Here is a 23900-nt window from a genome sequence, read left to right as displayed (position 1 = left end):
TGTGGGAGTAGATACGTGCCGGTTTGCGGCACTTGGCACGGGCCATCGGGCGGCTGAACTCATACATGTTGAACTCGGGGATAACGCCCGGCAACAGGGTATGAGTGGTCTCGCGCTTGTAGTCCTCGTCGGTGTAGCTCGCCATGTAGAGGCCGATGGGGCCAGCAGTACAGAGCACCATGTCAGCCCAATCCAGCGCCTTGTCGGCCGCACCTAGCGGATCTGCGATACCGGTCAGGGCTTCACCTTCGTCTTCGTTCATCGCCAGTACAGTCACGTTCTCGGCAATGAAGTCACGCCACCACTGGGGGTTTTCGTCGATGACGAAACGGGTGCCCAGGGTCAGCACCACGGGAATACCGGCCTCGCGGGCATAACGCACCGCGGTCATGGCCGCCTCTTTCATCGGATCACCATCGTCACCGCGCACCAGATAGGCGGTGATCACCAGTGCAGATGCCCCTTTGATCACATCCTCCGGAATGTGCTGCACATCCAGCTGGTTCATCTTGCCGGCGTTGATGCCGAAGCTGCGCTCGCCACACTCGGTGATGAAGGTGAAGCAACGGCCGATGGGACCATCAACCGGCTGCAGGTAGTCCAGATTGACGCGGGAAGAGGTGTTGCACAGATAACGGTAGGCGTAGCAGCCGATGCGAATATCCTGACTCATCACACCCAGCAGGATGGAGTGAGAATCGGCCAGCACCGAGTAGTTGTGTACCGTGTTGCCGATAGTGCCACCGGCAAACTCGCTCACTACCATGTTGTTGGCCTTGAGCTCGTCATAAATCCGTTCGGCTACATCGTCATTGATGACGACGGAGTGCCCCTTGCTCAGACCATAACGGGTCAGAAAGTCTTCATCCACATGGGCTTCAATATCAACCAGGGTCTGATCAATCCCGACGACGTAGGCTTTGCCCAGCTCGGTTAACAGGGGATTTTGCGGCACCAGGGGATCGCGTCTGTCGACAGGGAAGTAGTGTTTGGACTTGCGCTGACCGGGAAATTTCATGGCAATGTTCTGTGCTCTGGGGGAAAGAGGGGCGGGATTTTAACACAATCCGCCGCCCCGAAAAGTCGCCCTGTTTAAATAATGGAGTCAGTATAGACAAGGCCTGCAAGGAAAAACGTTTGCCTTTTCACCATAAAAAAACCACCCAACCCGGGGTGGTTCCATAGCATACAAAAGCGCCTGTTTTCAGGCGGCCGCCATGCCCTGCAACAGAGCCAGCACCGAGAAGAGGCCGAGGGCGAGCCAGAACAGCAAGGTGCCCAGAAAACGGGGCACATTGGGGGCTTTGGGGATCTGGATGCCGATGGCATGCAGGATGCGGCCGACCAACAGCATGGCGCCCCCCACATGCAGCCAGAGCGCACCGGCACCGGAGAGCTCGCACAGCGCCATCAGCAGCAGGGTCAGCGGCACATACTCGGCAAAATTGCCGTGGGCCCGGATCGCCGCCAGCAGCTCGGGGGCCTCCCCCTGCCCTATCATCACCCCGAACTGGGCGCGGCGTTTGACCACCCAGAAGGAGAGCCCCAGAAACAGCAGCCCCAGCAGGCCTGCGTAGATCAGCGTGATATGTACCATGACTCGACTCCTTGTTTGACTGACTGCCGGTCACTCATGCCAATTCGCGGCAAATGAGCGAGACCATCATCCTGATGTGGGCCTGATCGCTGTTGAGGGCCGGAATATATTCAAACCGCTCGCCACCGGACTCCATGAAGATCTCCCGGTTCTGCACCTGAATTTCCTCGAGGGTTTCGAGGCAGTCGGCGGCAAAAGCGGGGCAAATCACATCGAGCCGCTTGACCCCGGCGGCAGGCAGGCCAGCAATGGTCACGTCTGTGTAGGGCTTGAGCCACTCCTCCTTGCCAAAGCGGGACTGGAAACTGGCCGTCCACTGCCCGGCCTCCAGCCCGAGCGCCTCTGCCAGCAAGCTGGCGGTATGGCGACACTGGTGACCATAGGGGTCCCCTTCGTTCTCGTAGCGCTCGGGAATACCGTGGAACGACATCAGCAGGTGATCACCCTGACCGTGCAGCTCCCAGTGACGGCGCACGCTCATGGCCAGCGCCTGTATGTATTCGGGATGGGCGTGATAATCACGAATGAGCCGTACCACCGGCAGATTGCGCTCTATCTTCATCGCCTTGCCCCAGGCATCGAAGACCGAGGCGGTGGTACTGACCGAATATTGCGGATAGAGCGGCAACAGGATCACCCGGTTGACCCCTTTGGCCTTGAGCGCCTGCCAGCCATCATTCACTGACGGGGAACCATAGGTCATCGCCAGCTCCACCGGCACATCGACGCCCTCCCGCTTAAGCTCCTGCTCCAGTGCGGCGCGCTGCTGCTTGCTTATTACCATCAGCGGCGAGCCCTGCTCGGTCCACACCTGCTGATAGAGCTTGGCCACTTTGGGCGAGCGCGTCGGCAAGATGATGAAGTGGAGCAGCGGACACCAGAGGTAACGGGGCAGGTCCACCACACGGGGATCGTGCAGGAACTGGCTGAGGAACGCTTTGACGGCAGCGGTGGTCGGTGCGGCTGGGGTACCCAGATTGACCAGCAATATTCCGGTTTTCGTGGTCACGTTGGCTTCCTGTCTATCTGTCATTATGCAAAAAGGGCCCGACAGGGCCCTTCTCTTTATTTATCTGATGGCACGGGAAACAGTGCCGGCAGCAAAGATCAGCCCAGAATGGTGGCAAGCTGCTTGCTGACCAGATCAACCGGCTGGGTGCCGTCGATCTTGACGTAACGGGTGTGGCCCGCTTCCGCCTCTTTGCCGTAGAAACCGATCAGCGGCGCGGTCTGCTGATGATATACATCCAGACGCTTGCGTACTGTGGTCTCTTCGTCGTCGGCGCGGATCACCAGATCTTCACCGGTCACGTCATCCTTGCCTTCCACTTTCGGCGGGTTGAACACCACATGGTAGGTACGGCCTGAGCCGGAGTGAACGCGACGGCCGCTCATGCGCTTGACGATCTCTTCGTCCGGCACATCGAACTCCAGCACGAAATCAACCACGACACCGGCGTCCTTCATGGCTTGCGCCTGGGGAATGGTGCGCGGGAAACCGTCCAACAGGAAGCCTTTGGCGCAGTCCGGCTGAGCGATGCGCTCTTTCACCAGACCGATGATGATGTCGTCAGAGACCAGCTGACCTGCGTCCATCACAGCTTTGGCTTTCAGACCGAGCTCGGTGCCCGCTTTGATCGCCGCACGCAGCATGTCGCCGGTGGAGATCTGGGGAATACCGTGTTTTTCCATGATGAACTGAGCCTGGGTACCTTTGCCGGCGCCCGGAGCCCCCAACAGAACAATGCGCATACACGCTCCTATTGATTGGTTATTCAAATCTTGCGAAGGCAAAAAAGTACACGGTTTCGCCCGTTTCTACAAGGGTGAACCACCTGAATGAGCACTTTATCGCCACAATAACCGGCTGATCGAACAGGATTTCATCGCAAGGGACAGACGCAAAAATAGCCAGGGATTCAGCATAGAGCGCCACATGCAGGAAGGAGGTACGGCAGAAAAAAAGATCCCGGCTCGGGGCCGGGAATTGCGCTCAAAAGTAACTACTTGTCGCTCGTAGTAGGAACAGGGCAATAGTAGTTTGCCCCCTGTGCGTCAACAACTGTCAGATGTGACAGGCAGGCCGCTATGGAACCTGAACTGCGGATCCGGCGAGCAGATAAGCTCGGCTTCCAGCTTGCCAAAGAAGGCCACCCGCTCGCTGATATCCTCGCCTGCGTACTGTTCGGCCAGGCTCAGGTAATCCTGATAGTGGCGCGCCTCGGAGCGCAGCAAGGAGACGTAGAAGCGACTCAGATCTTCATCCAGATGGGGCGCCAGCTTGGCAAACCGCTCGCAAGAGCGGGCCTCTATATAGGCGCCGATGATCATCTTATCGACTATGGTGGCCGGTTCATGGGTGCGCACATGCTGCATCAATTGGCGGGCATAGCGAGAGGCCGTCACCGGCCCGTACTCGATGCCGCGGGCCTGCATGATCTCCAGCACCTGCTCGAAGTGATGCAACTCCTCCTGAATCAGCCGCACCATGGGAAACAGCAGCGGGTTGCGCTCCAGCTCGGCAAAGACAGTGCGATCAGACTCCCCCATGCTGCGTTTGCCCAGGATCTCGGCCTTCTCCGGAATGGCATCCAGCTCGCGATAAAACTCCAGCTTGGGCAGCAGATGGCGCTTGCCCTTGGGCAGGCAGTAGCGGCGCACCAGACTGTGGGCGGTGAGTGCGGCCTTGGTCTCGCAGTTGGCGTGATCGATAAGCAGGGTCGGTAAACGGGCCGGATCCCGCGCCATCTCCACCCACTCATCCGGGGTCTCGCACTGCAAAAACTGGCGCACTGGGGCTAGCAGATCATCCATCTGAACTCTCGTTTGTTAAACACGCAGGTTAAAAGCGTATCGGTCATATATGTTGCCGCCTATGCTAGCGGATCCCGCTGACCATGCCCATATCCGGCACGATAAACGGATATTTTTCAAACAGATATCCCCTCCTCCTTCTGCCCGTGCGCGGCAGAAACGACAATGGGGGCCACTGGCCCCCATCTCGCTATCCCATCCGGCAAAACCGCAAACGTTTAACTGCCTTCGTTAAAAATTTCCAGATTGCTGGTGCCTTCCTGCCATTCACGCACCGCTTTGGTGTCATCGTTGCGCAGGGCGTTGAGGTGATCCAGATAGGACTGATCCACGTCGGAGGTGACGTAGTGGCCATTGAACACCGAGGTCTCGAAGTGACGCAGATCCGGGTTGATCTCCCGCACGGCTTCTTCCAGATCTTCCAGATCCTGGAAAATCAGGCCATCGGCACCAATCAGCTTGCACACCTCTTCCACTTCACGGCCGTGGGCGATCAGCTCGTTGGCGGTGGGCATATCGATGCCATAGACGTTGGGGAAGCGAATTTCCGGCGCCGCCGAGGCGAAGTAGACCTTGGCTGCCCCCGCTTCACGGGCCATCTGGATGATCTGCTCGGACGTGGTACCACGCACGATGGAATCATCCACCAGCAACACCTTTTTGCCCTTGAATTCGGAGCTGATGGCGTTGAGTTTGCGACGCACCGACTTCTTGCGCTGGGTCTGGCCCGGCATGATGAAGGTACGACCGATGTAGCGGTTCTTCACGAAGCCCTGACGGTATGGCAGATCCAGGGTGTGAGCGATCTCCAGCGCCACGTCACAGGAGGTCTCGGGGATGGGGATAACCACATCGACGTCGAGATCTTCCCACTCGCGGGCAATCTTCTGACCCAGCTTGCGACCCATGTTGAGGCGGGCGGCGTAGACCGAGACCTTGTCGATGCACGAATCGGGACGAGCGAAGTAGACGTATTCGAAGATGCAGGAGCTCATCTGCGGGTTCTCCGCACACTGCTCGGAGAAGAGCTGGCCCTGCTCGGTGATGTAGATGGCTTCACCCGGCGCAATATCCCGCACCGTCTCGAAACCGATGGCGTCGAGCGCCACGCTCTCGGAGGCGAGCATGTACTCAACCTGGCCCTGATCATCCTGACGACGACCGAGGATCAGCGGGCGAATGCCGTTGGGATCACGAAAGCCGATGAGGCCATGGCCAATCACCAGCGAGACCACCGCGTAAGCGCCGCGGATCTGCTGATGGGTTCTGCGCACCGCAGCGAAGATATCTTCGGGGCGCAGCGCCATCTTGTCGCAGCGATCCAGCTCGTGGGCCAGCACGTTCAGCAACACTTCCGAGTCGGAGGTGGTGTTGATGTGACGGCGGGCGACCTTGAACTGCTGCTCCTTGAGCTCCTTGGCGTTGGTGAGGTTGCCGTTATGGGCCAGCACCATGCCGTAGGGCGAGTTCACATAAAAAGGTTGGGCTTCCGCGGCACTTGAGCTGCCTGCGGTGGGGTATCTGACATGACCTATGCCGATGTTCCCTTGCAGACGCTGCATGTGGCGCACTTCAAACACGTCCTTCACCAGGCCATTGGCCTTGCGTTGCCGGAAGTTTCCACTCTCAATGGTCACGATCCCGGCGGCATCCTGTCCCCTGTGCTGCAACACCGTCAAGGCGTCGTAGAGGGCCTGATTGACGGGGGTGGTGCCAACTATACCGACAATACCACACATGTCTTTGCTACCTCGAAGTCACTATACCTGTTTAAGAAAACTGGATGAGTTCAACATGAACCCGAAAAACCACTGGATCACCGGCTTGAACTCCGGCACCAGCTTGGACGCCACCCACCAGTCGCTCTGGGAGAGGCTGGTGAAGGTATCCATGAAAAAAAGCAGGGCACTGACGATCAGCACCCCGCGAATTGCACCGAAGCAGACCCCCAGCACCCGATCGGTACCGGAGAGACCCGTCTTGTCCACCAACAGGCCCACCACATAGTTGACCACACTGCCGAGGATCAGGGTCGCCACAAACAGCGCCGCGATGGCCAGACCGTTGCGAACCAGCGCGTCGGAGAAGGAGGTGAAATAGACGGCGAGATCGGGATAGAAATGGCTGGCAATAAAGAAGGCGACGAACCAGGTGACAAGAGACATGGCCTCCTTGACGAAGCCGCGCACCAGGCTGATGAGAGCAGAGAAACCGACGATGCCGATGATGGCGTAATCAATCCAGACCATAGAAAAAGATGTCCTGCGAAATTGCGGCGCAGTCTAACAAAAACGATTGCGCATTGCTTGATAAAAATGTGTTAACTGTTCAAAGCGACGCCGAAAAGCCGCAATTTTTCAGCACTAAAACGGTTGATCGGCGCCAAAATGCACAACGCCATGGCAATGCCATGGCGTTGTGGTCTGCGGTGTGAGCTTACCCGATGTGGGTCAGGCCACCCATGTAGGATTGCAGCGCAGCCGGGATGGCGATGCGGCCATCTTCCTGCTGGTAGTTCTCCATCACGGCAACCAGGGTACGACCCACCGCCAGACCGGAGCCATTCAGGGTGTGCAGCAGCTGCGGCTTGCCGTCGATACGCACGCGAGCCTGCATGCGGCGCGCCTGGAAGTCGGTGCAGTTGGAGACGGAGGAGATCTCGCGATAGGTGTTCTGGGCCGGCAGCCACACTTCCAGATCGTAGGTCTTGGAGGCACAGAAGCCCATATCACCGGTAGAGAGCGCCATCACGCGATACGGCAGCTCCAGCAGTTGCAGCACCTTCTCGGCGTGACCCACCATCTCTTCCAGTGCATCCCAGGATTGCTCCGGGTGAACCAGCTGAACCATTTCAACCTTGTCGAACTGGTGCATACGGATAAGGCCACGGGTATCACGACCGTAGGAACCGGCTTCAGAGCGGAAACAGGGGCTGTGAGCGGTCATCTTGATCGGCAGCTCTTGCGCGTCAAAGATCTCGTCACGGGCCATGTTGGTGAGCGGCACTTCGGAGGTCGGGATCAGGGAGAACTTGCGCAGCTTGCCCTCTTCTTCCCCTTCACCCTCGATACCGGTGTTGAACAAGTCCTGGGCAAATTTCGGCAACTGGCCGGTGCCATAGAGGCTGTCCGGGTTCACCAGATAGGGCACATAGCACTCGGTGTAACCGTGCTGCTGGGTGTGCAGATCCAGCATGAACTGAGCCAGGGCTCGGTGCAGACGGGCAATCTGACCCTTCATCACCACAAAACGGGTACCGGATAGTTTGACGCCGTTCTTGAAGTCAACGCCCTTGGCCGCTTCGCCCAGATCGATGTGATCGCGTACCGGGAAGCTGAACTCGCGCGGGGTACCCCAGCGGCGCACTTCCACGTTGTCGTTCTCGTCACGGCCCACCGGAGTAGTCTCGCTCGGCAGGTTGGGGATGGCGTCGGCAATGGCTTTCAGCTGGGCCAGCAGGGCATCCAGCTCGACCTTGCTGGTTTCCAGCTCGTCGTTGATCTTGGTCACTTCGGCCTTGAGCGGGGCAACATCTTCACCACGACGGGCAGCTTCACCGATGGATTTGGAGCGGGCGTTGCGCTCGGCCTGCAGCTCCTGGGTACGGGACTGCAGATCCTTGCGTTTCTCTTCCAGAGCGTTGACAGCCGCTACGTCCAGAACGTAGCCACGTGTCGCCAGACGAGCGGCAGCCTCTTCGATATCGCTGCGCAGATATTTGGGATCCAGCATGGTTTACCTACTTTTTTAAAATGGGATCTGGGCCTGAGTCGTCATGACGGGCTGGGAAACAGATCCGGAAGTTAACATCGGTTGGCGCACCCCAATCGTCTTCAGAATCGGGCCTTAACAATCAGGCCTTCGAGATCAAGAAGATGGCGCAAGGCCAAGACAAGCGGGGTCAGACGGGCAGTGTAGCAGACCGCCCCCCCGCCCGAACAGGGACTATTTGTGTCGTTTTTACCGACTTTGGCACGCAAACCGTCCTGCATATTCAAACGCCTGACCAATTTTCAGCCACGCGGGGTAACAAAGGGGCTATTTGCCCCGTTGCTGCGGACTTTGCCTGTCCAGTTCATGGAGGTAATCGAGCTTCTGACCAATCTGCTTTTCAAGGCCGCGATCGGTGGGCTGGTAGTACTGCTTGCCTGCCAGCTCGGGCGGAAAATACTGCTCGCCAGCGGCATAGGCGCCCGGCTCGTCATGGGCATAGCGATACTCGGCGCCATAGCCCAGATCGCTCATCAGCTTGGTCGGCGCATTGCGCAGGTGTACCGGCACCTCGAAGTCAGGGAGGTTTTTGGCATCATGAAGCGCCGCCTTCCAAGCGGTGTAGACCGCATTGCTTTTCGGGGCGCAGGCGAGATAGACGATCGCCTGGGCGATAGCCCGCTCCCCTTCCGCTGGCCCGATCCGGTGAAAGCAATCCCAGGCCGACAGGGCGACCTGCATAGCACGGGGATCGGCATTGCCCACATCTTCCGAGGCAATCGCCAGCAAGCGGCGGGCAATATAGAGGGGATCGCAACCGGCGCTCACCATACGGGCGTACCAATAGAGCGCCGCATCCGGCGCCGAGCCGCGAATGGATTTGTGCACCGCCGAGATGAGGTCGTAGAAGTGATCGCCCCCCTTGTCGAAGCGGGCCACGTGCTCCCCCACCACGGCGGCGAGCAGGGCACTATCGATCACCCGACTCCCAGTGCTGTCGGTTTCGGCCATGTCGGCTAACAGCTCCAGATAGTTGAGGGATTTTCGCCCGTCCCCATCAACTGCCTTGGCCAGCGCCTCTTTGACGCCGGGGGCAAAGGTGAGTGCCGGATCATTGAGACCACGGGGATCGGTCATCGCCTGATCGAGCATGGCGAGAATATCACTCTCCTCCAGTCGCTTGAGCAGATAGACCCGGGCTCGTGAGAGCAGTGCGTTGTTGAGTTCGAACGAGGGGTTTTCGGTGGTGGCCCCGATAAAGGTGATAGTGCCATCTTCGATGTGAGGCAGGAACACATCCTGCTGGCTCTTGTTGAAGCGGTGCACTTCATCCACGAACAGGATGGTACGTACCCCGCGCCAGCTGTTCTCCTTCGCCTTGTCGATGGCGGCGCGGATCTCCTTGATGCCGGAGGTGACCGCAGAGAGTCGCTCCACTTCCGCCTGGCAGTAGTGAGCCATCAACTCCGCCAGCGTTGTCTTGCCGGTACCGGGTGGCCCCCACAGGATCATCGAGTGACAGTGACCCGCCAGAATTGCTTTGCGCAGGGGCTTGTCAGCCCCCAGGATATGTTGCTGACCGATATACTGGTCGAGGTTTTGCGGCCGCATCCGGGCCGCCAGCGGACGAAAGTCCGATGAAAAATCCAGCGACAAGTTGCTCATCTGTATTGACCACCCAGCGTCACGCCACTCACCTTTGACTGGCGCAGTGGCGAGCAATCCAACGACCGCTTGCTCATTAGCGCTGGTCGTCCAGCTCGACCCCCTTCGGGATCTTGAAAACAAATTCGTTGCCCTTGAGCACCGGCTTGCGGTTGAAGCTGCTCAGGGTGAATTCACTCCACTGCCCTTGCGCCTCTTTCACATCGAAACGACTGATGTTGTCTTGTCTGTCGAAGGTGACACGGAAGGAGGCGATCAGCTCATCCTTGTTGCGGCTGGTGACGGTATAGACATCTCCCTGCTGGGTCACGTCATAGTTCTTCCAGAACTTGTCGTCATTGCCAGCGATCAGAATAAAGGGGGTGTTGAGCACCGCATCTTTCAGCTTGAGGGCTGTGACCTGCTCGACGAAGGGATCATAGACCCAGACATCCTGACCATCTGCCACGATCAGGCTCTCGTCCGGCAAAGTGGTGTGCCAGTTGAAACGGTTTGGCCGCTGCACCAGCAGGTCGCCGCTGGCCTTTTGCAGCTCCTTGCCCTTGCTGTCATAGACGGTCTGGGCAAATTTGGCGGAGAAGAGGCTCACCCCCGCCAGCTTCTGTTTGAGGTCGCTGGCCGCATCGGCCCACACCTGGCTGCTGGCCATCAGCAGCACGGTACCCATCAACAGTTGTTTTTTCATCACGCTCTTCATAAAGACGCTCTCGATAAAAGGCCACGCCCGCGGAGGGCATGGCCAGGGATAGTATGAAACGGTGAGGCTTAGTCCCGCACCGGCGGCGGTGCCAGCACGTCGCGCTGACCATTGCCACCCGGTGAACTGACGATGCCCTGATTCTCCATCTGCTCGATGAGACGGGCTGCCCGGTTGTAACCAATCTTGAACTTGCGCTGGACGCTGGAGGTCGAGCCACGGCGAGACTCCACCACAAAAGCGACCGCTTCGTCGAACAGGGGGTCCAGCTCTTCATCGCCACCACCGCCATATTCGCCGCTGCCACCTTCGCCACCCGACTCACCGGAGAGGATCTCCTCGATGTAGTTCGGCTCGCCGCGCAGTTTCCAGTCTGCCACCACCTTGTGCACTTCGTGGTCATCGACAAACGCACCGTGTACCCGGGTCGGGTTGGAGGTACCGGCCGGCATATAGAGCATGTCGCCCATGCCGAGCAGAGATTCGGCGCCGCCCTGATCGATGATGGTGCGCGAGTCGATCTTGCTCGACACCTGGAACGAAATACGGGTCGGGATGTTGGCCTTGATAAGACCGGTGATGACATCCACCGACGGACGCTGGGTTGCCAAAATAAGGTGAATACCGGCGGCCCGCGCCTTCTGGGCGATACGGGCGATCAGCTCTTCCACCTTCTTGCCGACGATCATCATCATGTCGGCAAATTCGTCCACCACCACCACGATGTGAGGCAGTTTCTCCAACTCTGGCGGCATCTGATCCATGGAGTCACCCGGGCGCCACAACGGATCCAACAGGGGTTCCCCCTCCTCGATGGCAGCCAGTACCTTGTCGTTGTAGCCCTTGAGGTTGCGCACCCCGACTGCCGACATCAGCTTGTAACGGCGCTCCATCTCGCCCACACACCAGCGCAGGGCGTTGGCGGCATCCTTCATGTCGGTCACCACCTCGGTCAGCAGATGCGGGATCCCTTCGTAGACCGAGAGTTCCAGCATCTTGGGGTCGATCATGATAAAGCGCAGATCATCGGGGGATGACTTGTAGAGCATCGAGATGATCATGGTGTTGACCCCTACCGACTTACCGGAACCTGTGGTACCGGCCACCAGCAGGTGCGGCATCTTGGCCAGGTTCACCACCACCGGCTCGCCGGCGATGTCCTGACCCAGGCCCATGGTGAGCGGGTTGCGGCTATCGCGGAAAGCATCGCAGTCGAGGGTTTCACGCAGGTAAACGGTCTGGCGCACCCGGTTGGGCAGCTCGATACCGACATAGGTTTTACCCGGGATCACTTCCACCACCCGCACGCTGCTGGCAGAGAGGGAACGGGCCAGATCACGCGAGAGGTTGGTGATCTTGCTCGCCTTCATGCCCGGAGCCAGATCCAGTTCAAAACGGGTAATGACCGGACCCGGATAGACACTGACCACCTTGGCCTGCACGTTGTAGTCGGCAAGTTTGGCCTCCACCAAACGGCCCATGCGATCCAGCTCATCCTTGCTCATCATCTGAGTCTTGGCTGGCGGTCTGTCGAGCAGTTCGATACTCGGCAACGGCGGCATTGTTGACTGCGGACGACGCTTGGGCTTGGTCGGTGCGACGGCTACCGGCGCGGCGACCTCGTCGTCCCCTTCGGCCCAGGGCAGATCCAGATCGTCCTCATCATCGTCATCGGCCACAGCCAGTACCGGCTGGCGGCGACCATTGGCGGCCGCCACCGCACGTTTAGGCTTGGCAGCCGGAGCCGGCTCATCATCTTCATCATCAAACTGGGGATCGAACTCGAAGGTATCGTCGTCGAGTTCCGGCAGCCACTCTTCGGCGGCAGCCTTCTGATTCTTGGCCTTGGGCTTGCGCGTCCAGCTGGTGTGTGGCTCATCTTCCTCATCATCAAACGCGATGGCCCCTACCCCGCCTTCCAGCAAGGGATCAGGCCCCTCGTTGCGGGGTTGACGCCAGCCACCGGTCAGCCAACGGCCGAGGGTGGTCGGGAAGTGGTAAACAGCGCTGACCGAACCGGTACAGGCCGCGCCGATCTGCTCGACGATGGTGAGCCAGGACCAGCCGGTAAACAGGGTGATGCCGGTTGCCACGAAGCAGAGCAGCATCAGGTTGGCCCCGACGCCGCCAAACAGCGGTACCACTGCAGAAGCGATCACATCCCCCACCAGACCACCGGCGGAGAAGTTTTGCATATCGTTGAAGTTCATGCTGGCAATGGCCGACATGCCGAGCACAGTCAGGATAAAGCCGATGATCCGCACCCCCAAGGTGAGGTAATCCACATCGAGCAGACGGCTCGGGCGCCAGAACAGACTCCAGCCCAGCAGTACCACCAGCGGCGGCACCAGATAGGAGAAAGCACCAAAGGTAAACATGGTGATGTCGGCGAGCCAGGCACCGGCACTACCGGCGAGGTTCTTCACCTCCCCTTGCCAGGAGGTCTGGGACCAGCCGGGATCAGCGGGATGATAGGACAACAGGGCAAGCAGAAGATAAGCAGCCATCAGGGTGATGGCGATCAAGACGGCTTCGAAGATCCGTTGTGTACCTGATAAAGGAGTAAACAGCTTTTTATCGGCCAAACTCCGGCTCCTTTCTGAAAACATGTAATGCAGGAAATAAGGGGGCCTAGTATCCCCGAAAAGCCCATCGATTGTCAGCCAGAGCCTGATGGGACGGGGCCATATTTGCAATTATCTTTACAAGAAGAAACGAGCGGACCGGCCGCTCGTTTCTGACTGTCATGGTGTCTCATATGGAAAAGACACCACGGCATAACCTGCTTTATCGGGTGCTGATCACCAGACGACTGCTCTGCTTGACCTCTTCCATCACCACATAGGTGCGGGTGTCATTGACACCGGGCAGACGCAGCAGGGTTTCCCCCAACAGACGGCGGTAAGCCGACATGTCGCTGACTCGGGTCTTGAGCAGATAGTCGAAGTCACCGGAAACCAGATGACACTCCTGGATCTCTTCGAGCACCTGAACAGCCTTGTTGAACTGTTCAAACACATCAGGCGCCCCGCGATTGAGGGTTATCTCTACAAACACCAGCAGAGATGCGTCCAGATAATGAGGGTTCAGAATAGCGGCATATCCTTCGATATAACCTTGTCGCTCGAGGCGACGAACCCGTTCCAGACACGGTGTAGGACTCAGGCCAACTCGCTTGGACAACTCAACATTCGAAATCCTGCCATCCTTTTGCAGTTCATTAAGAATGTTGCGGTCAATCCTGTCCAAATCCTTTAGCCGACTCTTAGCTTCCATCATTTTATTCCATCCTTTGGCTATTTTTTGGTAAGAATCACCAGTCATTTTATAATTATGGTCACAAATCCTGTCAATACCTGAATATACTAGGCGCAAATGTTGGTTAACATTTTGGCAACATGAAACACCAATCTATAGACGAGGGATAGCATGATTATCGGTGTACCTAAAGAGATAAAAAACCATGAATACCGCGTAGGCATGGTTCCGGCCAGTGTACGTGAACTGACAGCACGAAACCATACTGTTTTCGTCCAAAGCGGTGCCGGAAACGGCATTGGCTTCAGCGATGCAGATTATATCGCTGTTGGAGCCGAAATTTTGGCCTCTGCAGCAGAGGTTTTCGCCAAAGCCGAGATGATCGTCAAGGTCAAGGAACCTCAGCCTGTCGAATGTGCCATGCTGCGTCCGGGTCAGACCCTGTTCACCTATCTGCATCTGGCGCCAGACTTGCCCCAGACCGAAGCCCTGCTGAAAAGCGGCGCCATCTGTATCGCCTATGAAACCGTCACCGACGGCCGTGGCGGCCTGCCCCTGCTGGCCCCCATGTCGGAAGTTGCCGGACGCATGTCGATTCAGGCGGGTGCCCAGGCGCTGGAAAAATCGCGCGGGGGGAGCGGTGTGCTGCTTGGCGGCGTACCCGGTGTCGAACCGGCCAAGGTGGTGATCATCGGCGGCGGCGTGGTCGGCTCCAATGCAGCCCGCATGGCCATTGGCCTCCGCGCGGATGTGACCATCCTCGACAACAACGTCGATACCCTGCGTCGTCTTGATAACGAGTTCCAGGGAGCGGCCAAGGTGGTCTACTCCAATAGCGAGACCCTGGAACGCCATCTGCTGGCGGCCGATCTGGTCATCGGTGGCGTGCTGGTACCGGGTGCCACTGCGCCAAAACTTGTCCGCCGTGACCACATTGCGCGCATGAAGCCGGGTTCTGCCATCGTCGATGTGGCCATCGATCAAGGCGGCTGTGTGGAAACCTCCCACGCCACCACCCACCAGGATCCGACCTATATTGTCGATGAGGTGGTGCACTACTGTGTCGCCAACATGCCGGGGGCGGTGGCCCGCACCTCGACCGTGGCGCTCAACAATGCCACCCTCCCCTTTATTATCAAGCTGGCCCAGCAAGGGTATCGTCAGGCACTGCTGAGCGATCCCAACCTGCTGCACGGGCTCAACGTGATGGAGGGCAAGCTCACCTGCAAGGAAGTGGCCGTGGCACATGGCCTTGCCTACACGGATCCCCTGACCCTGCTGAACTGATCTGCGCTGGCCTGAGCCAGTTGGAGATGAGTGAAAATCCGCCCGCGATGGGCGGTTTTTTTATTCCTTTATTTTGCATGTCACCCCTTGTGAACACGATTAGTGCAATCGACTCACCAGCCTTTGACCCCGGATCACGAATTACCTACAATCGCGCAAACTCATCACATCCCGGAAATGACATCATGAGCCAAGTCACTCACAGCAAATTGCTGATCTTAGGGTCAGGCCCGGCCGGTTACACCGCGGCCGTCTACGCCGCCCGCGCCAACCTCAATCCCCTGCTCATCACCGGCATGCAGCAAGGGGGTCAGCTGACCACCACCACCGAAGTGGAAAACTGGCCAGGTGATCCGGAAGGGCTGACCGGCCCTGCCCTGATGGAGCGCATGAAAGAGCATGCAGAGAAGTTCGACACCCGCATCCTGTTTGATCACATCAACAGTGTCGAACTGACTCAGCGCCCGTTCCGCCTCAAGGGCGACAACGGCGAGTACACCTGCGATGCCCTGATCATCGCGACCGGCGCCTCCGCAAAGTATCTGGGTCTGCCCTCCGAAGAGGCCTTCAAGGGGCGCGGCGTCTCCGCCTGTGCCACCTGTGACGGTTTCTTCTACCGCAATCAGGAAGTGGCGGTGATTGGCGGCGGCAACACCGCAGTTGAAGAAGCCTTGTATCTGGCCAACATCGCCAAGAAGGTGCACCTGATCCACCGCCGCGACGAGTTCCGTGCCGAGAAGATCCTGATCAAGCGTCTGCACGACAAGGTCGCGAGCGGCAATATCGTGCTGCACACCCACCAGACTCTGGACGAAGTGCTGGGGGATCAGATGGGGGTCACCGGTGTGCGCCTGCGCAACACTCAGGACAACAGCACCAGCGAGCTGCCGCTGATGGGGGTCTTCATCGCCATCGGCCATCAGCCCAATACCCAGATCTTCGATGGCCAGCTGGAGATGCAAAACGGCTATCTGAAGGTACGTGGCGGCCTCGACGGTTTTGCAACCCAGACCAGTATTGAAGGTGTCTTCGCTGCCGGCGACGTGGCCGACCACAACTACCGTCAGGCGATCACCTCTGCCGGTACCGGCTGTATGGCAGCCCTCGATGCTGAACGCTACCTCGACGCGCAATAAACAAGCGTAGTTGTGATATAAGGCATACCAGTCGGTATGCCTTTTTTATTTAAAGGAGTCTAATGAAACAGAAGATATTGATTGTCGAAGATAGCCTGACCATCCGCCGTATGCTGACTCAGGCCATTGCCCAGCAGACAGGCCTCGAGATTGACGCCTTCGATACCCTCGAAGGTGCTCGTCACTGCCGGGGCGAGGAGTATGTGGTCGCGCTGGTGGACCTGACCTTGCCGGATGCGCCCCGTGGCGAAGCGGTCAACGAGCTGCTGGCTCGAGGTTTGCCGGTGGTGATCCTCACTGCCGACATCAGCGAGGATAAACGTGCCGCCTGGCTGGAAACCGGCGTGCTGGACTACGTGATGAAGGATTCGCGCCACTCGCTGCAATATGCCGTCAGTCTGGTGCACCGCCTCTATCTCAACCAGTCGATCGAAGTGCTGGTAGTCGACGACTCACGCACCTCCCGTCACCGCACCATGGCCCAGTTGCGCAAGCAGTTGTTGCAGGTGCATGAGGCCAGTCATGCCCGTGAAGCGATGGCGATGCTGGAGCAACACCCGGACATCCGGCTGGCACTGGTCGACTACTATATGCCGGATATCGATGGCATCAGTCTGGTGCGGATGCTGAGAGAGCGTTACAGCAAGCAGCAGCTCGCGATTATCGGGATCTCGGTCTCGGACAAGCGCGGTCTCTCTGCTCGCTATCTCAAGCAGGGCGCCAACGACTTTCTCAACCAGCCGTTCGAGCCGGAAGAGCTGCAGTGTCGGGTCAGCCACAATCTGGAAGCCCTCGAGCAGTTCAACAGCATTCAGGAGTCAGCCAATCGTGACTACCTGACCGGTCTCTACAACCGGCGCTACTGGTTCAACGAAGGGCAAAAATGGTTTGAAGAGCATCAGCGCCAGCAGACGCCTCTGGCACTCTGTGTGCTCGATGTGGATCACTTCAAGCAGGTCAACGATCACTGGGGCCATGCCATCGGCGATCAACTGCTCTGCCATCTAACCCGGCTACTGACCCAGTTCTTCCCCGATGCCATGATCGCCCGCTTTGGCGGAGAGGAGTTTGCCATGATGGTGCCTCACTGTACCGTCCCCGTGTTGATCAAGCGTCTTGAAGGGCTGCGTCAGCAGCTGCGCCAGCAACCCTTGTCACCGGAAACCCCGCTCTTTGTTCGCGCCAGTTACGGCGTGATCAGCGTCGGGCGGATATCCATGGACGAGGCGCTGAGCGTAGCGGATCGGCTGCTCTATCAGGCAAAGAACACCGGTCGCGACAAGATAGTCTCTCAAGAGATAACTATCTGAATCCTCAGGGCATCAGTCCCGTGTATTACCGCCCGACAGACTTTCCGACAGGAGAGTCTGCGGGTTCCTTCCCTGCCACAGTCTCCCCATCACCATGACTATCGAAAGTCAGTAAGTCTTGTCGACCCGCACCCCATCATCGAAGTAGAGAATGCGCACCTTGTCCCCATTGGCAAAGACCATGGCGGGATCATAATCCTGGATCACGTTGATAAGGGCATTTTGCTCGTTGCGGATCAGCAGCTCCACCAACTTGTTTTCCACCACGGTTCCCCCGGACTGGTATTGCTGCGCAGCTGCAGCACCTGCAAGCGCGCCGACGGCGGTGGCGATTTCACGGCCATGACCGCCGCCAAACTGGTTGCCCAGCAGACCGCCCAACACGGCACCACCCAGCGTCTTCCAGCCAGAGTGCTCGGACTCCAGGATCTGGCGCTGGGTAATATTGCGCACCGTTTCGACCTGACCAAACACCACCTGATTGACGGGCCGCGCAGTATTGCGCTGATAGACCTCCGCCCCGGCGGGCGCCGTGACAAAGCAGAGCAAGCTGGATACTATCAGGATAATGGCCTTCATCTATGAACCTCGTTGCCTTATGTCTCGCTATCTCACCCAACTGGATGATGAGCTTTGCTGGTTTCCCGACCCCAGCCATGCGCTGGAAGAGCCCAACGGCTTGCTGGCAATCGGCGGAGATCTCTCCCCGGCCAGATTGCTGGCAGCTTATCACAAGGGGATCTTCCCGTGGAATGAACCCCACCAACCGACCCTGTGGTGGTCACCGGATCCCCGCGGGGTGATCCGTCCCGACCAACTCCATGTGGGGCGGACACTGCAGAAGATTATCCGACGTACCCCATTCGATATTTCTGTCAATCGCGCCTTTAATGAAGTCATTACCGCCTGCGCCGCCCCTCGTCGCACTGCCGATGGCACCTGGATCAGCCAACCCATGATCGAGGCCTACCAGCAGTTGCATCGGCTGGGTCATGCCCACTCTATCGAGATCTGGCAGGAGGGAGAGCTGCAAGCGGGACTGTATGGCCTCTCTATCGGCCGACTGTTTTGCGGTGAATCCATGTTCAGCCGGATTGATAACGGCGCCAAACTTGCCATGGTGGCACTCTGTCGCCACTTCGCCCGCCATCACGGCGCCCTCATCGATTGCCAGATGCAAAACCCGTTTCTGGCGACCCTGGGTATCGAGGAGTGGCCACGGGCCCGTTTTCTGGCTGAGCTGGCGCGCCTTGGCCATCAACCACTGTTGGCTTCCTGCTGGCAAGAGGGGGAGATCAGCTTATGACTGAAGAAGTGATCCTCAAAGTAGGGCTGACTCCCAAGCATCCCTGCAGTTATCTGGACCATGAACAGGAGCAGTTGCTGGTGCTGATGGATCACAATCTGCTCAACGCCAACGGTTACGAGCGATTGTTGACTGCCGGTTTTCGCCGCAGTGGCAACGACATCTATCGCCCCCACTGCCCGGCGTGCCATGCCTGCCAATCCCTTCGTATTCACAGCGAACGCTTTCGTCCCAGCCGCGGCCAGAAGCGGATCCGCCAGCTCAACAGGGATATCGAGATCGTCCTGAGCTACGATGACAAGCCCGAGTATTACCTGCTCTACGAACGTTATATCCGCGAACGCCATCACGATGGCAGCATGTATCCCCCCAACCGTAGCCAGTATCGCGGGTTTCTCCATTGTGACTGGATGCCGCCGCTCTACCTGGAGATGCGCAAAGAGGGCCGCCTGATCGGTGTCGCCACCACAGACCTGCTGCCCCACTCCTTGAGCGCCATGTACACATTCTTCGATCCGGATTATGCCGATCGCTCCCTGGGCACCTTTGCCATCCTCTGCCAGCTTGATCTGGTCAGACGAACCGGGCGAAGCTGGCTCTATCTTGGCTATCTGGTGGAGGCGTGTCGCAAGATGAATTACAAACGCAATTACCTCCCTCATGAGCTGTTAATTCAGGGGGAATGGAAAAATATCGACACCAAGCCCGAGTAAACTTTACACATAGCCTTAAATCCGGCATGATCCAGCGGTTTTTTGTTGTGGCTTATCAAGAGGATTCAATGGCTAAAGAAGACAGTATTGAGATGCAGGGCACTATTCTCGAAACCCTGCCCAATACCATGTTCCGTGTGGAACTGGAGAATGGTCACGTGGTTATCGCTCATATTTCAGGCAAGATGCGCAAAAACTACATTCGTATCCTGACTGGAGACAAAGTAACGGTAGCACTGACTCCCTACGATCTCTCCAAGGGACGTATTGTTTTCCGCTCTCGCTAAGCCAGGAATTCAGCAAAAAACCCCAACCTTTCGGTTGGGGTTTTTTGTCGTTTTCTGATCACTGACGCTTAGTGGGAAACAGCTTCAACATTGACCTGAAAATCAAAGCTGAGGCTGTCATTTACCAACTCAACCTTCACTATCCCCCCGTCAACCAGTGAACCAAACAGGATCTCGTTGGCCAGGGGCTTCTTGAGGTGCTCCTGGATTACCCGACCCATCGGTCTGGCCCCCATGGCTCTGTCATATCCCTTCTCTGCCAACCAGTGGCGGGCACGCTCGGACACCTCGAGAGAAACTCCCTTCGCATCCAGTTGAACCTGCAATTCGACAATGAACTTGTCGACCACCTGATGGATCACCGTCATATCGAGATGGTTGAACCAGATGGTGTGATCAAGCCGATTACGGAACTCCGGACTGAAGGTCTTGTTGATCACCGCCATGGCATCGTGGCTCAAATCTTGTTGCTGGAAGCCAATCGATTTGCGTTGGGTCTCCTGCACACCGGCGTTGGTAGTCATCACCAAAATGACGTTACGGAAATCCGCCTTGCGCCCGTTGTTATCGGTCAAGGTGCCGTTGTCCATCACCTGCAGCAGTAGATTGAATACATCCGGATGCGCCTTCTCAATCTCGTCGAGCAACACGACGGAATGAGGATGCTTGATCACCGCATCAGTCAGCAGACCACCCTGCTCAAAACCAACATAGCCGGGAGGCGCACCAATCAGACGTGAGACGGTGTGACGCTCCATGTACTCGGACATATCAAAGCGCAGCATCTCGACACCCAGCGCCTTGCCCAACTGCTGGGTCACCTCTGTTTTACCGACACCGGTAGGACCGGCAAAGAGGAAGCAACCAACCGGGCGACGCTCGTTGCCAAGTCCTGAACGAGAAAGGCGAATCGCGTCCGTCAGCACCTCGATGGCTTTATCCTGACCAAAGACCACCATCTTCAAATTGCGCTCCAGGTTCTTCAGTACCTCTTTATCCGAGGAAGAAACTGATTTCTCCGGAATGCGGGCGATCTTGGCCACTATGGACTCAATCTCCTGCACATTGATCACTTTCTTGCGCTTGCTCGCAGGCAGCAACCGTTGACCGGCGCCCGCCTCGTCGATCACATCGATCGCCTTGTCGGGTAGGTGACGATCATTGATGTACTTGGCAGAGAGCTCGGCAGCTGCACGGATCGCCTTGGCGGTATAGCGTACACCGTGGTGGGCTTCGTAGCGACTCTTGAGCCCCATCAGGATGCGAGTGGTGTCATCGATAGTCGGCTCGACAATATCGATCTTCTGGAAGCGACGGGCCAGCGCACGGTCTTTCTCGAAGATCTGGGCGTACTCCTGATAAGTGGTGGAGCCCACACAGCGGAGCAAACCATTTGAGAGCAGTGGCTTGATCAGGTTGGCCGCATCCAGCTGACCACCGGAAGCAGCACCGGCACCAATGATGGTATGGATCTCGTCGATAAAGAGGATGGCCCCTTCCTGACGCTCAATCTGCTTGAGCAGTACCTTGAGGCGCTTCTCGAAATCCCCACGGTATTTGGTGCCCGCCAGCAGAGACCCCATGTCCAGCGAATAGATGGTACTGCCCGCAATCACCTCGGGGACATCCCCCTTGACGATGCGATAGGCCAAGCCTTCAGCAATAGCAGTTTTGCCCACACCCGCTTCACCCACCAGCAGCGGGTTGTTCTTGCGACGACGGCAGAGCACCTGAATGGTACGATTGAGCTCCTGATCACGGCCAATCAGCGGATCGATGCGCCCTTCCAGCACCAGCTGGTTCAGGTTGGTGGCAAAGCTTTCGATCTGGGCGGCCGAAACATCATCATCAGACTCGGGATTGTTATTGCTGCCGAGATCCGGCTTGTTATCCTTGCGCACCCCGTGGGAGAGGAAATTGACGACGTCGAGACGGCTGATCTCGGCTTTTTTCAGGAAATAGGCAGCTTGTGACTCCTGCTCACTGAAGATAGCGACCAGCACGTTGGCACCGCTGACTTCGGTATTGCCGGAGGATTGCACATGGAAGACGGCACGCTGCAACACGCGCTGGAAGCCCAGTGTCGGCTGGGTTTCACGATCTTCATCATCGCGCGGTATGAGCGGAGTAGTTTGGGTGATGAATGCGCGGATCTCCTTGCGCATCTGCTCAACATCGGCACCACAAGAGCTCAGCGCCTCATGGGCTGAACTGTTATCCAGAAGGGCTAACAACAGGTGCTCGACGGTCATGAATTCGTGGCGCTCGTCACGGGCCAGTTTGAAAGCCTCGTTCAGCGTCTTTTCTAGATCTTTATTCAACATAGGCACCTCCCCTAGTACAGCTACAATGTGGTGTCACACTCGCCATCAAGTCATCAGATTCAAGCCTTTTCCATAGTACAGAGCAGTGGATGTTCGTTGTTACGTGCATAGGTGTTGACTTGGACAACCTTGGTTTCGGCGATCTCTGCGGTAAACATGCCGCAGACACCCTTACCACTATAATGCACACTCAGCATGACCTGAGTCGCCTTGTCCAAATCCATACCAAAGAACTTTTGCAGCACCTCCACCACGAACTCCATCGGGGTGTAGTCATCGTTGTTCAACACAACCTTATACATAGGTGGCGGCTGCAGCTTTGTTTTCTCTGCTTCTGCAATCTCTTCATTAGCAAAGAGTTCTTTCTGCTTGCTCATAATCGCGCTTTGGTACCTCTAGATTACTACCGTCTCACACAAGCTTGTCAATAGACTTGTTAACCAGATCACATCAGTTGTTAACAACTCCTTGACTCGCTCAAAAGTTAGACTAGATTGGTTACTTGCTAATCTGTGCCCGTCTGCTATGGGCTCATGTCCCTAGTTATAAAGGGCTGGCGCAGGTTACTCAACGACTTCTGGGTAATCAATAAAAGGATGTAGAAGTATGGCAACCGGCACAGTTAAGTGGTTTAACAACGCAAAAGGATTTGGGTTTATCTGTCCGGAAGGTGGCGGTGAGGATATCTTCGCTCACTACTCCACGATTCAAATGGAGGGCTACAAGACCCTGAAAGCGGGTCAGGCTGTCAATTTTGAACTTCAACAGGGGCCGAAAGGAAATCACGCCTCTGTAATTGTGCCAAACGAAGCACAAAATATGTAAATAACACCCGTTGGATAAATAAAAAACCGGTTCCTCTCTGAGCAACCGGTTTTTTATTGTCAGATTTCTGGCGAATCCTGCCTCCTCACGGGATCACAGGTTATCACCAGCCATGATCAGTCGTGATATTCACTACAGGCGATCAGGGTATTTTCCATCAGGCTGGCGACCGTCATCGGGCCCACGCCACCGGGTACCGGGGTAATGAAGGAGGCATGGCTGCGCGCCGTCTCAAACTCTACATCCCCGACCAGCGAGCCATCAGCCAGACGGTTGATGCCCACATCGATCACCAGTGCCCCCGGTTTGATCCACTCCCCAGGGATGAAGTTGGGCTTGCCGACTGCGACAACCAGCAGATCGGCACGGCGTACCTGACCTTCCAGATCCCGGGTAAAGCGGTGACAGGTCGTAGTTGTGCAGCCCGCCAGCAACAATTCGAGGGTCATGGGACGCCCCACTATGTTGGACGCTCCCACCACAACCGCATGCAGACCATGTGTCTTCACGCCGGTGGTCTCGATCAGCGTCATGATCCCTTTCGGAGTGCAGGGGCGCAGCGCCGGAATACGTTGTGCCAGACGGCCGACGTTATACGGGTGGAATCCATCTACATCCTTGTCAGGCTGGATCCGCTCCAGCACCTGAGTGGTATCAAAGTGATCCGGCAACGGCAACTGAACCAGAATGCCATCTACGTGGCTATCCGCATTCAGCTGGTCAATCAGCGCCAGCAGCTCTTCCTGACTGGCAGTGGCACTCAGGTCATAGGATCGGGAGAGAAACCCCACCTCCTCACATGCCCGGCGTTTGCTGCCGACATAGACCTGAGAGGCGGGATCCGCCCCCACCAGAATGACTGCCAGCCCTGGAGCCCGTTTCCCTGCCGCCAACCGCTGTTGGACTTGCGCCGCGACCTGGCTGCGAATCGTTTGCGCAACCTGTTTTCCATCTATGATTTTGGCAGACA

At 57.4% G+C, this 23900-nt stretch carries 24 protein-coding genes; 8 read left to right on the top strand and 16 right to left on the bottom strand.

Translation table 11 applies throughout. The features are described 5' to 3' along the window. From DBR30_RS10480 to DBR30_RS10450, 7 genes are all read right to left on the bottom strand, one after another. Positions 1-1018 (bottom strand): inosine/guanosine kinase (locus DBR30_RS10480; RefSeq protein WP_258224390.1); only part of this gene is annotated, 1018 nt, incomplete at its 3' end. Positions 1019-1204: 186 nt separating this feature from the next. Next, positions 1205-1597, bottom strand: a complete 393-nt coding sequence (locus DBR30_RS10475; RefSeq protein WP_108542670.1) for an MAPEG family protein — start codon at positions 1595-1597, stop codon at positions 1205-1207. Positions 1598-1631: 34 nt separating this feature from the next. Next, the gene (gene hemH, locus DBR30_RS10470) at positions 1632-2606 is read right to left on the bottom strand and encodes a ferrochelatase (RefSeq protein WP_181363542.1); all 975 of its coding nucleotides are present in this window, start codon (positions 2604-2606) and stop codon (positions 1632-1634) included. 98 nt (positions 2607-2704) lie between these two features. Next, a complete protein-coding gene (adk, locus tag DBR30_RS10465; RefSeq protein ID WP_005337083.1) occupies positions 2705-3349 on the bottom strand; it encodes an adenylate kinase in 645 nt (214 codons plus the stop codon). A gap of 303 nt (positions 3350-3652) precedes the next feature. After that, a complete protein-coding gene (gene miaE, locus DBR30_RS10460) occupies positions 3653-4411 on the bottom strand; it encodes a tRNA isopentenyl-2-thiomethyl-A-37 hydroxylase MiaE (protein ID WP_108542672.1) in 759 nt (252 codons plus the stop codon). A gap of 218 nt (positions 4412-4629) precedes the next feature. Next, positions 4630-6150, bottom strand: coding sequence for an amidophosphoribosyltransferase (purF, locus tag DBR30_RS10455; protein ID WP_108542673.1), 1521 nt, complete (start codon positions 6148-6150; stop codon positions 4630-4632). Between the two features lie 21 nt (positions 6151-6171). Next, a complete protein-coding gene (locus DBR30_RS10450; RefSeq protein ID WP_005337086.1) occupies positions 6172-6660 on the bottom strand; it encodes a CvpA family protein in 489 nt (162 codons plus the stop codon). Positions 6661-6668: 8 nt separating this feature from the next. Between DBR30_RS10450 and DBR30_RS21225 the strand changes: the two genes are divergently transcribed. Then, on the top strand, positions 6669-6845 hold the full coding sequence (locus DBR30_RS21225) for a hypothetical protein (protein WP_181363541.1): 177 nt from the start codon (positions 6669-6671) through the stop codon (positions 6843-6845). Positions 6846-6847: 2 nt separating this feature from the next. Here DBR30_RS21225 and serS read toward each other — a convergent pair whose 3' ends face one another. The 5 genes from serS to lrp form a co-directional block, all read right to left on the bottom strand. Then, positions 6848-8143: a serine--tRNA ligase gene (serS, locus tag DBR30_RS10445; RefSeq protein WP_108542674.1), complete on the bottom strand. Its 1296-nt coding sequence runs from the start codon at positions 8141-8143 to the stop codon at positions 6848-6850. 306 nt (positions 8144-8449) lie between these two features. After that, positions 8450-9787 (bottom strand): replication-associated recombination protein A, encoded by a 1338-nt coding sequence (locus tag DBR30_RS10440; protein ID WP_108542675.1) that lies wholly within the window; start codon positions 9785-9787, stop codon positions 8450-8452. Positions 9788-9863: 76 nt separating this feature from the next. Continuing rightward, on the bottom strand, positions 9864-10472 hold the full coding sequence (gene lolA, locus DBR30_RS10435) for an outer membrane lipoprotein chaperone LolA (RefSeq protein WP_041234445.1): 609 nt from the start codon (positions 10470-10472) through the stop codon (positions 9864-9866). A gap of 80 nt (positions 10473-10552) precedes the next feature. Beyond that, positions 10553-13069, bottom strand: a complete 2517-nt coding sequence (locus DBR30_RS10430; RefSeq protein WP_108588335.1) for a DNA translocase FtsK — start codon at positions 13067-13069, stop codon at positions 10553-10555. Between the two features lie 202 nt (positions 13070-13271). Further along, positions 13272-13763 (bottom strand): leucine-responsive transcriptional regulator Lrp, encoded by a 492-nt coding sequence (gene lrp / locus DBR30_RS10425; protein WP_005300047.1) that lies wholly within the window; start codon positions 13761-13763, stop codon positions 13272-13274. A 150-nt stretch (positions 13764-13913) separates the two neighbouring features. Here lrp and ald point away from each other — a divergent pair, with 150 nt between their 5' ends. The 3 genes from ald to DBR30_RS10410 all read left to right on the top strand — a co-directional run bounded on the left by ald (position 13914) and on the right by DBR30_RS10410 (position 17475). Continuing rightward, entirely contained in the window at positions 13914-15029 is a 1116-nt protein-coding gene (gene ald, locus DBR30_RS10420; protein ID WP_005337098.1) for an alanine dehydrogenase, read from the top strand. A 185-nt stretch (positions 15030-15214) separates the two neighbouring features. Further along, on the top strand, positions 15215-16165 hold the full coding sequence (gene trxB / locus DBR30_RS10415) for a thioredoxin-disulfide reductase (RefSeq protein ID WP_019445530.1): 951 nt from the start codon (positions 15215-15217) through the stop codon (positions 16163-16165). A 62-nt stretch (positions 16166-16227) separates the two neighbouring features. Continuing rightward, positions 16228-17475 (top strand): diguanylate cyclase, encoded by a 1248-nt coding sequence (locus DBR30_RS10410; RefSeq protein ID WP_019445529.1) that lies wholly within the window; start codon positions 16228-16230, stop codon positions 17473-17475. Between the two features lie 108 nt (positions 17476-17583). Here DBR30_RS10410 and DBR30_RS10405 read toward each other — a convergent pair whose 3' ends face one another. Next, on the bottom strand, positions 17584-18054 hold the full coding sequence (locus tag DBR30_RS10405; protein ID WP_005337104.1) for a glycine zipper 2TM domain-containing protein: 471 nt from the start codon (positions 18052-18054) through the stop codon (positions 17584-17586). A 19-nt stretch (positions 18055-18073) separates the two neighbouring features. Between DBR30_RS10405 and aat the strand changes: the two genes are divergently transcribed. From aat to infA, 3 genes are all read left to right on the top strand, one after another. Beyond that, complete coding sequence (aat, locus tag DBR30_RS10400; RefSeq protein ID WP_042080501.1) at positions 18074-18781, top strand: leucyl/phenylalanyl-tRNA--protein transferase; 708 nt, start codon at positions 18074-18076, stop codon at positions 18779-18781. Continuing rightward, positions 18778-19494, top strand: a complete 717-nt coding sequence (locus tag DBR30_RS10395) for an arginyltransferase (protein WP_108542676.1) — start codon at positions 18778-18780, stop codon at positions 19492-19494. Before aat ends, DBR30_RS10395 begins: the two co-directional genes overlap by 4 nt. Positions 19495-19562: 68 nt before the next feature. Beyond that, positions 19563-19781: a translation initiation factor IF-1 gene (infA, locus tag DBR30_RS10390; RefSeq protein WP_005300033.1), complete on the top strand. Its 219-nt coding sequence runs from the start codon at positions 19563-19565 to the stop codon at positions 19779-19781. A gap of 68 nt (positions 19782-19849) precedes the next feature. On the opposite strand, the gene clpA is transcribed toward infA, so the two are convergent. Beyond that, complete coding sequence (gene clpA, locus DBR30_RS10385; RefSeq protein ID WP_100653551.1) at positions 19850-22105, bottom strand: ATP-dependent Clp protease ATP-binding subunit ClpA; 2256 nt, start codon at positions 22103-22105, stop codon at positions 19850-19852. Positions 22106-22164: 59 nt separating this feature from the next. After that, positions 22165-22482: an ATP-dependent Clp protease adapter ClpS gene (gene clpS / locus DBR30_RS10380; RefSeq protein WP_005337111.1), complete on the bottom strand. Its 318-nt coding sequence runs from the start codon at positions 22480-22482 to the stop codon at positions 22165-22167. A gap of 229 nt (positions 22483-22711) precedes the next feature. On the opposite strand from clpS, the gene cspD reads away from it, so the two are divergent. Beyond that, positions 22712-22930, top strand: a complete 219-nt coding sequence (cspD, locus tag DBR30_RS10375) for a cold shock-like protein CspD (RefSeq protein ID WP_005300025.1) — start codon at positions 22712-22714, stop codon at positions 22928-22930. A 116-nt stretch (positions 22931-23046) separates the two neighbouring features. Here cspD and folD read toward each other — a convergent pair whose 3' ends face one another. After that, positions 23047-23889: a bifunctional methylenetetrahydrofolate dehydrogenase/methenyltetrahydrofolate cyclohydrolase FolD gene (folD, locus tag DBR30_RS10370; protein ID WP_375135845.1), complete on the bottom strand. Its 843-nt coding sequence runs from the start codon at positions 23887-23889 to the stop codon at positions 23047-23049. Between the last annotated feature and the right edge of the window lie 11 nt (positions 23890-23900).

This window comes from Aeromonas sp. HMWF017, from assembly GCF_003061465.1.
GTDB lineage: Bacteria > Pseudomonadota > Gammaproteobacteria > Enterobacterales > Aeromonadaceae > Aeromonas > Aeromonas veronii.
The sequence above is the reverse complement of the archived record's forward strand: the minus strand, read 5'-3'. Positions and strand labels throughout refer to the sequence as shown.

What these genes read in the sequence shown, in the direction of transcription:
- miaE (WP_108542672.1), bottom strand. Translation starts at nt 4,411, where the DNA reads ATGGATGATCTGCTAGCCCCAGTGCGCCAGTTTTTGCAGTGCGAGACC.
- purF (WP_108542673.1), bottom strand. Translation starts at nt 6,150, where the DNA reads ATGTGTGGTATTGTCGGTATAGTTGGCACCACCCCCGTCAATCAGGCC.
- lolA (WP_041234445.1), bottom strand. Translation starts at nt 10,472, where the DNA reads ATGAAAAAACAACTGTTGATGGGTACCGTGCTGCTGATGGCCAGCAGC.
- DBR30_RS10395 (WP_108542676.1), top strand. Translation starts at nt 18,778, where the DNA reads ATGACTGAAGAAGTGATCCTCAAAGTAGGGCTGACTCCCAAGCATCCC.
- clpS (WP_005337111.1), bottom strand. Translation starts at nt 22,482, where the DNA reads ATGAGCAAGCAGAAAGAACTCTTTGCTAATGAAGAGATTGCAGAAGCA.
- cspD (WP_005300025.1), top strand. Translation starts at nt 22,712, where the DNA reads ATGGCAACCGGCACAGTTAAGTGGTTTAACAACGCAAAAGGATTTGGG.
- DBR30_RS10475 (WP_108542670.1), bottom strand. Translation starts at nt 1,597, where the DNA reads ATGGTACATATCACGCTGATCTACGCAGGCCTGCTGGGGCTGCTGTTT.
- DBR30_RS10405 (WP_005337104.1), bottom strand. Translation starts at nt 18,054, where the DNA reads ATGAAGGCCATTATCCTGATAGTATCCAGCTTGCTCTGCTTTGTCACG.
- DBR30_RS10410 (WP_019445529.1), top strand. Translation starts at nt 16,228, where the DNA reads ATGAAACAGAAGATATTGATTGTCGAAGATAGCCTGACCATCCGCCGT.
- aat (WP_042080501.1), top strand. Translation starts at nt 18,074, where the DNA reads ATGTCTCGCTATCTCACCCAACTGGATGATGAGCTTTGCTGGTTTCCC.
- DBR30_RS21225 (WP_181363541.1), top strand. Translation starts at nt 6,669, where the DNA reads ATGTCCTGCGAAATTGCGGCGCAGTCTAACAAAAACGATTGCGCATTG.
- DBR30_RS10450 (WP_005337086.1), bottom strand. Translation starts at nt 6,660, where the DNA reads ATGGTCTGGATTGATTACGCCATCATCGGCATCGTCGGTTTCTCTGCT.
- infA (WP_005300033.1), top strand. Translation starts at nt 19,563, where the DNA reads ATGGCTAAAGAAGACAGTATTGAGATGCAGGGCACTATTCTCGAAACC.
- lrp (WP_005300047.1), bottom strand. Translation starts at nt 13,763, where the DNA reads ATGATGGAAGCTAAGAGTCGGCTAAAGGATTTGGACAGGATTGACCGC.
- adk (WP_005337083.1), bottom strand. Translation starts at nt 3,349, where the DNA reads ATGCGCATTGTTCTGTTGGGGGCTCCGGGCGCCGGCAAAGGTACCCAG.
- trxB (WP_019445530.1), top strand. Translation starts at nt 15,215, where the DNA reads ATGAGCCAAGTCACTCACAGCAAATTGCTGATCTTAGGGTCAGGCCCG.
- serS (WP_108542674.1), bottom strand. Translation starts at nt 8,143, where the DNA reads ATGCTGGATCCCAAATATCTGCGCAGCGATATCGAAGAGGCTGCCGCT.
- clpA (WP_100653551.1), bottom strand. Translation starts at nt 22,105, where the DNA reads ATGTTGAATAAAGATCTAGAAAAGACGCTGAACGAGGCTTTCAAACTG.
- ald (WP_005337098.1), top strand. Translation starts at nt 13,914, where the DNA reads ATGATTATCGGTGTACCTAAAGAGATAAAAAACCATGAATACCGCGTA.
- DBR30_RS10440 (WP_108542675.1), bottom strand. Translation starts at nt 9,787, where the DNA reads ATGAGCAACTTGTCGCTGGATTTTTCATCGGACTTTCGTCCGCTGGCG.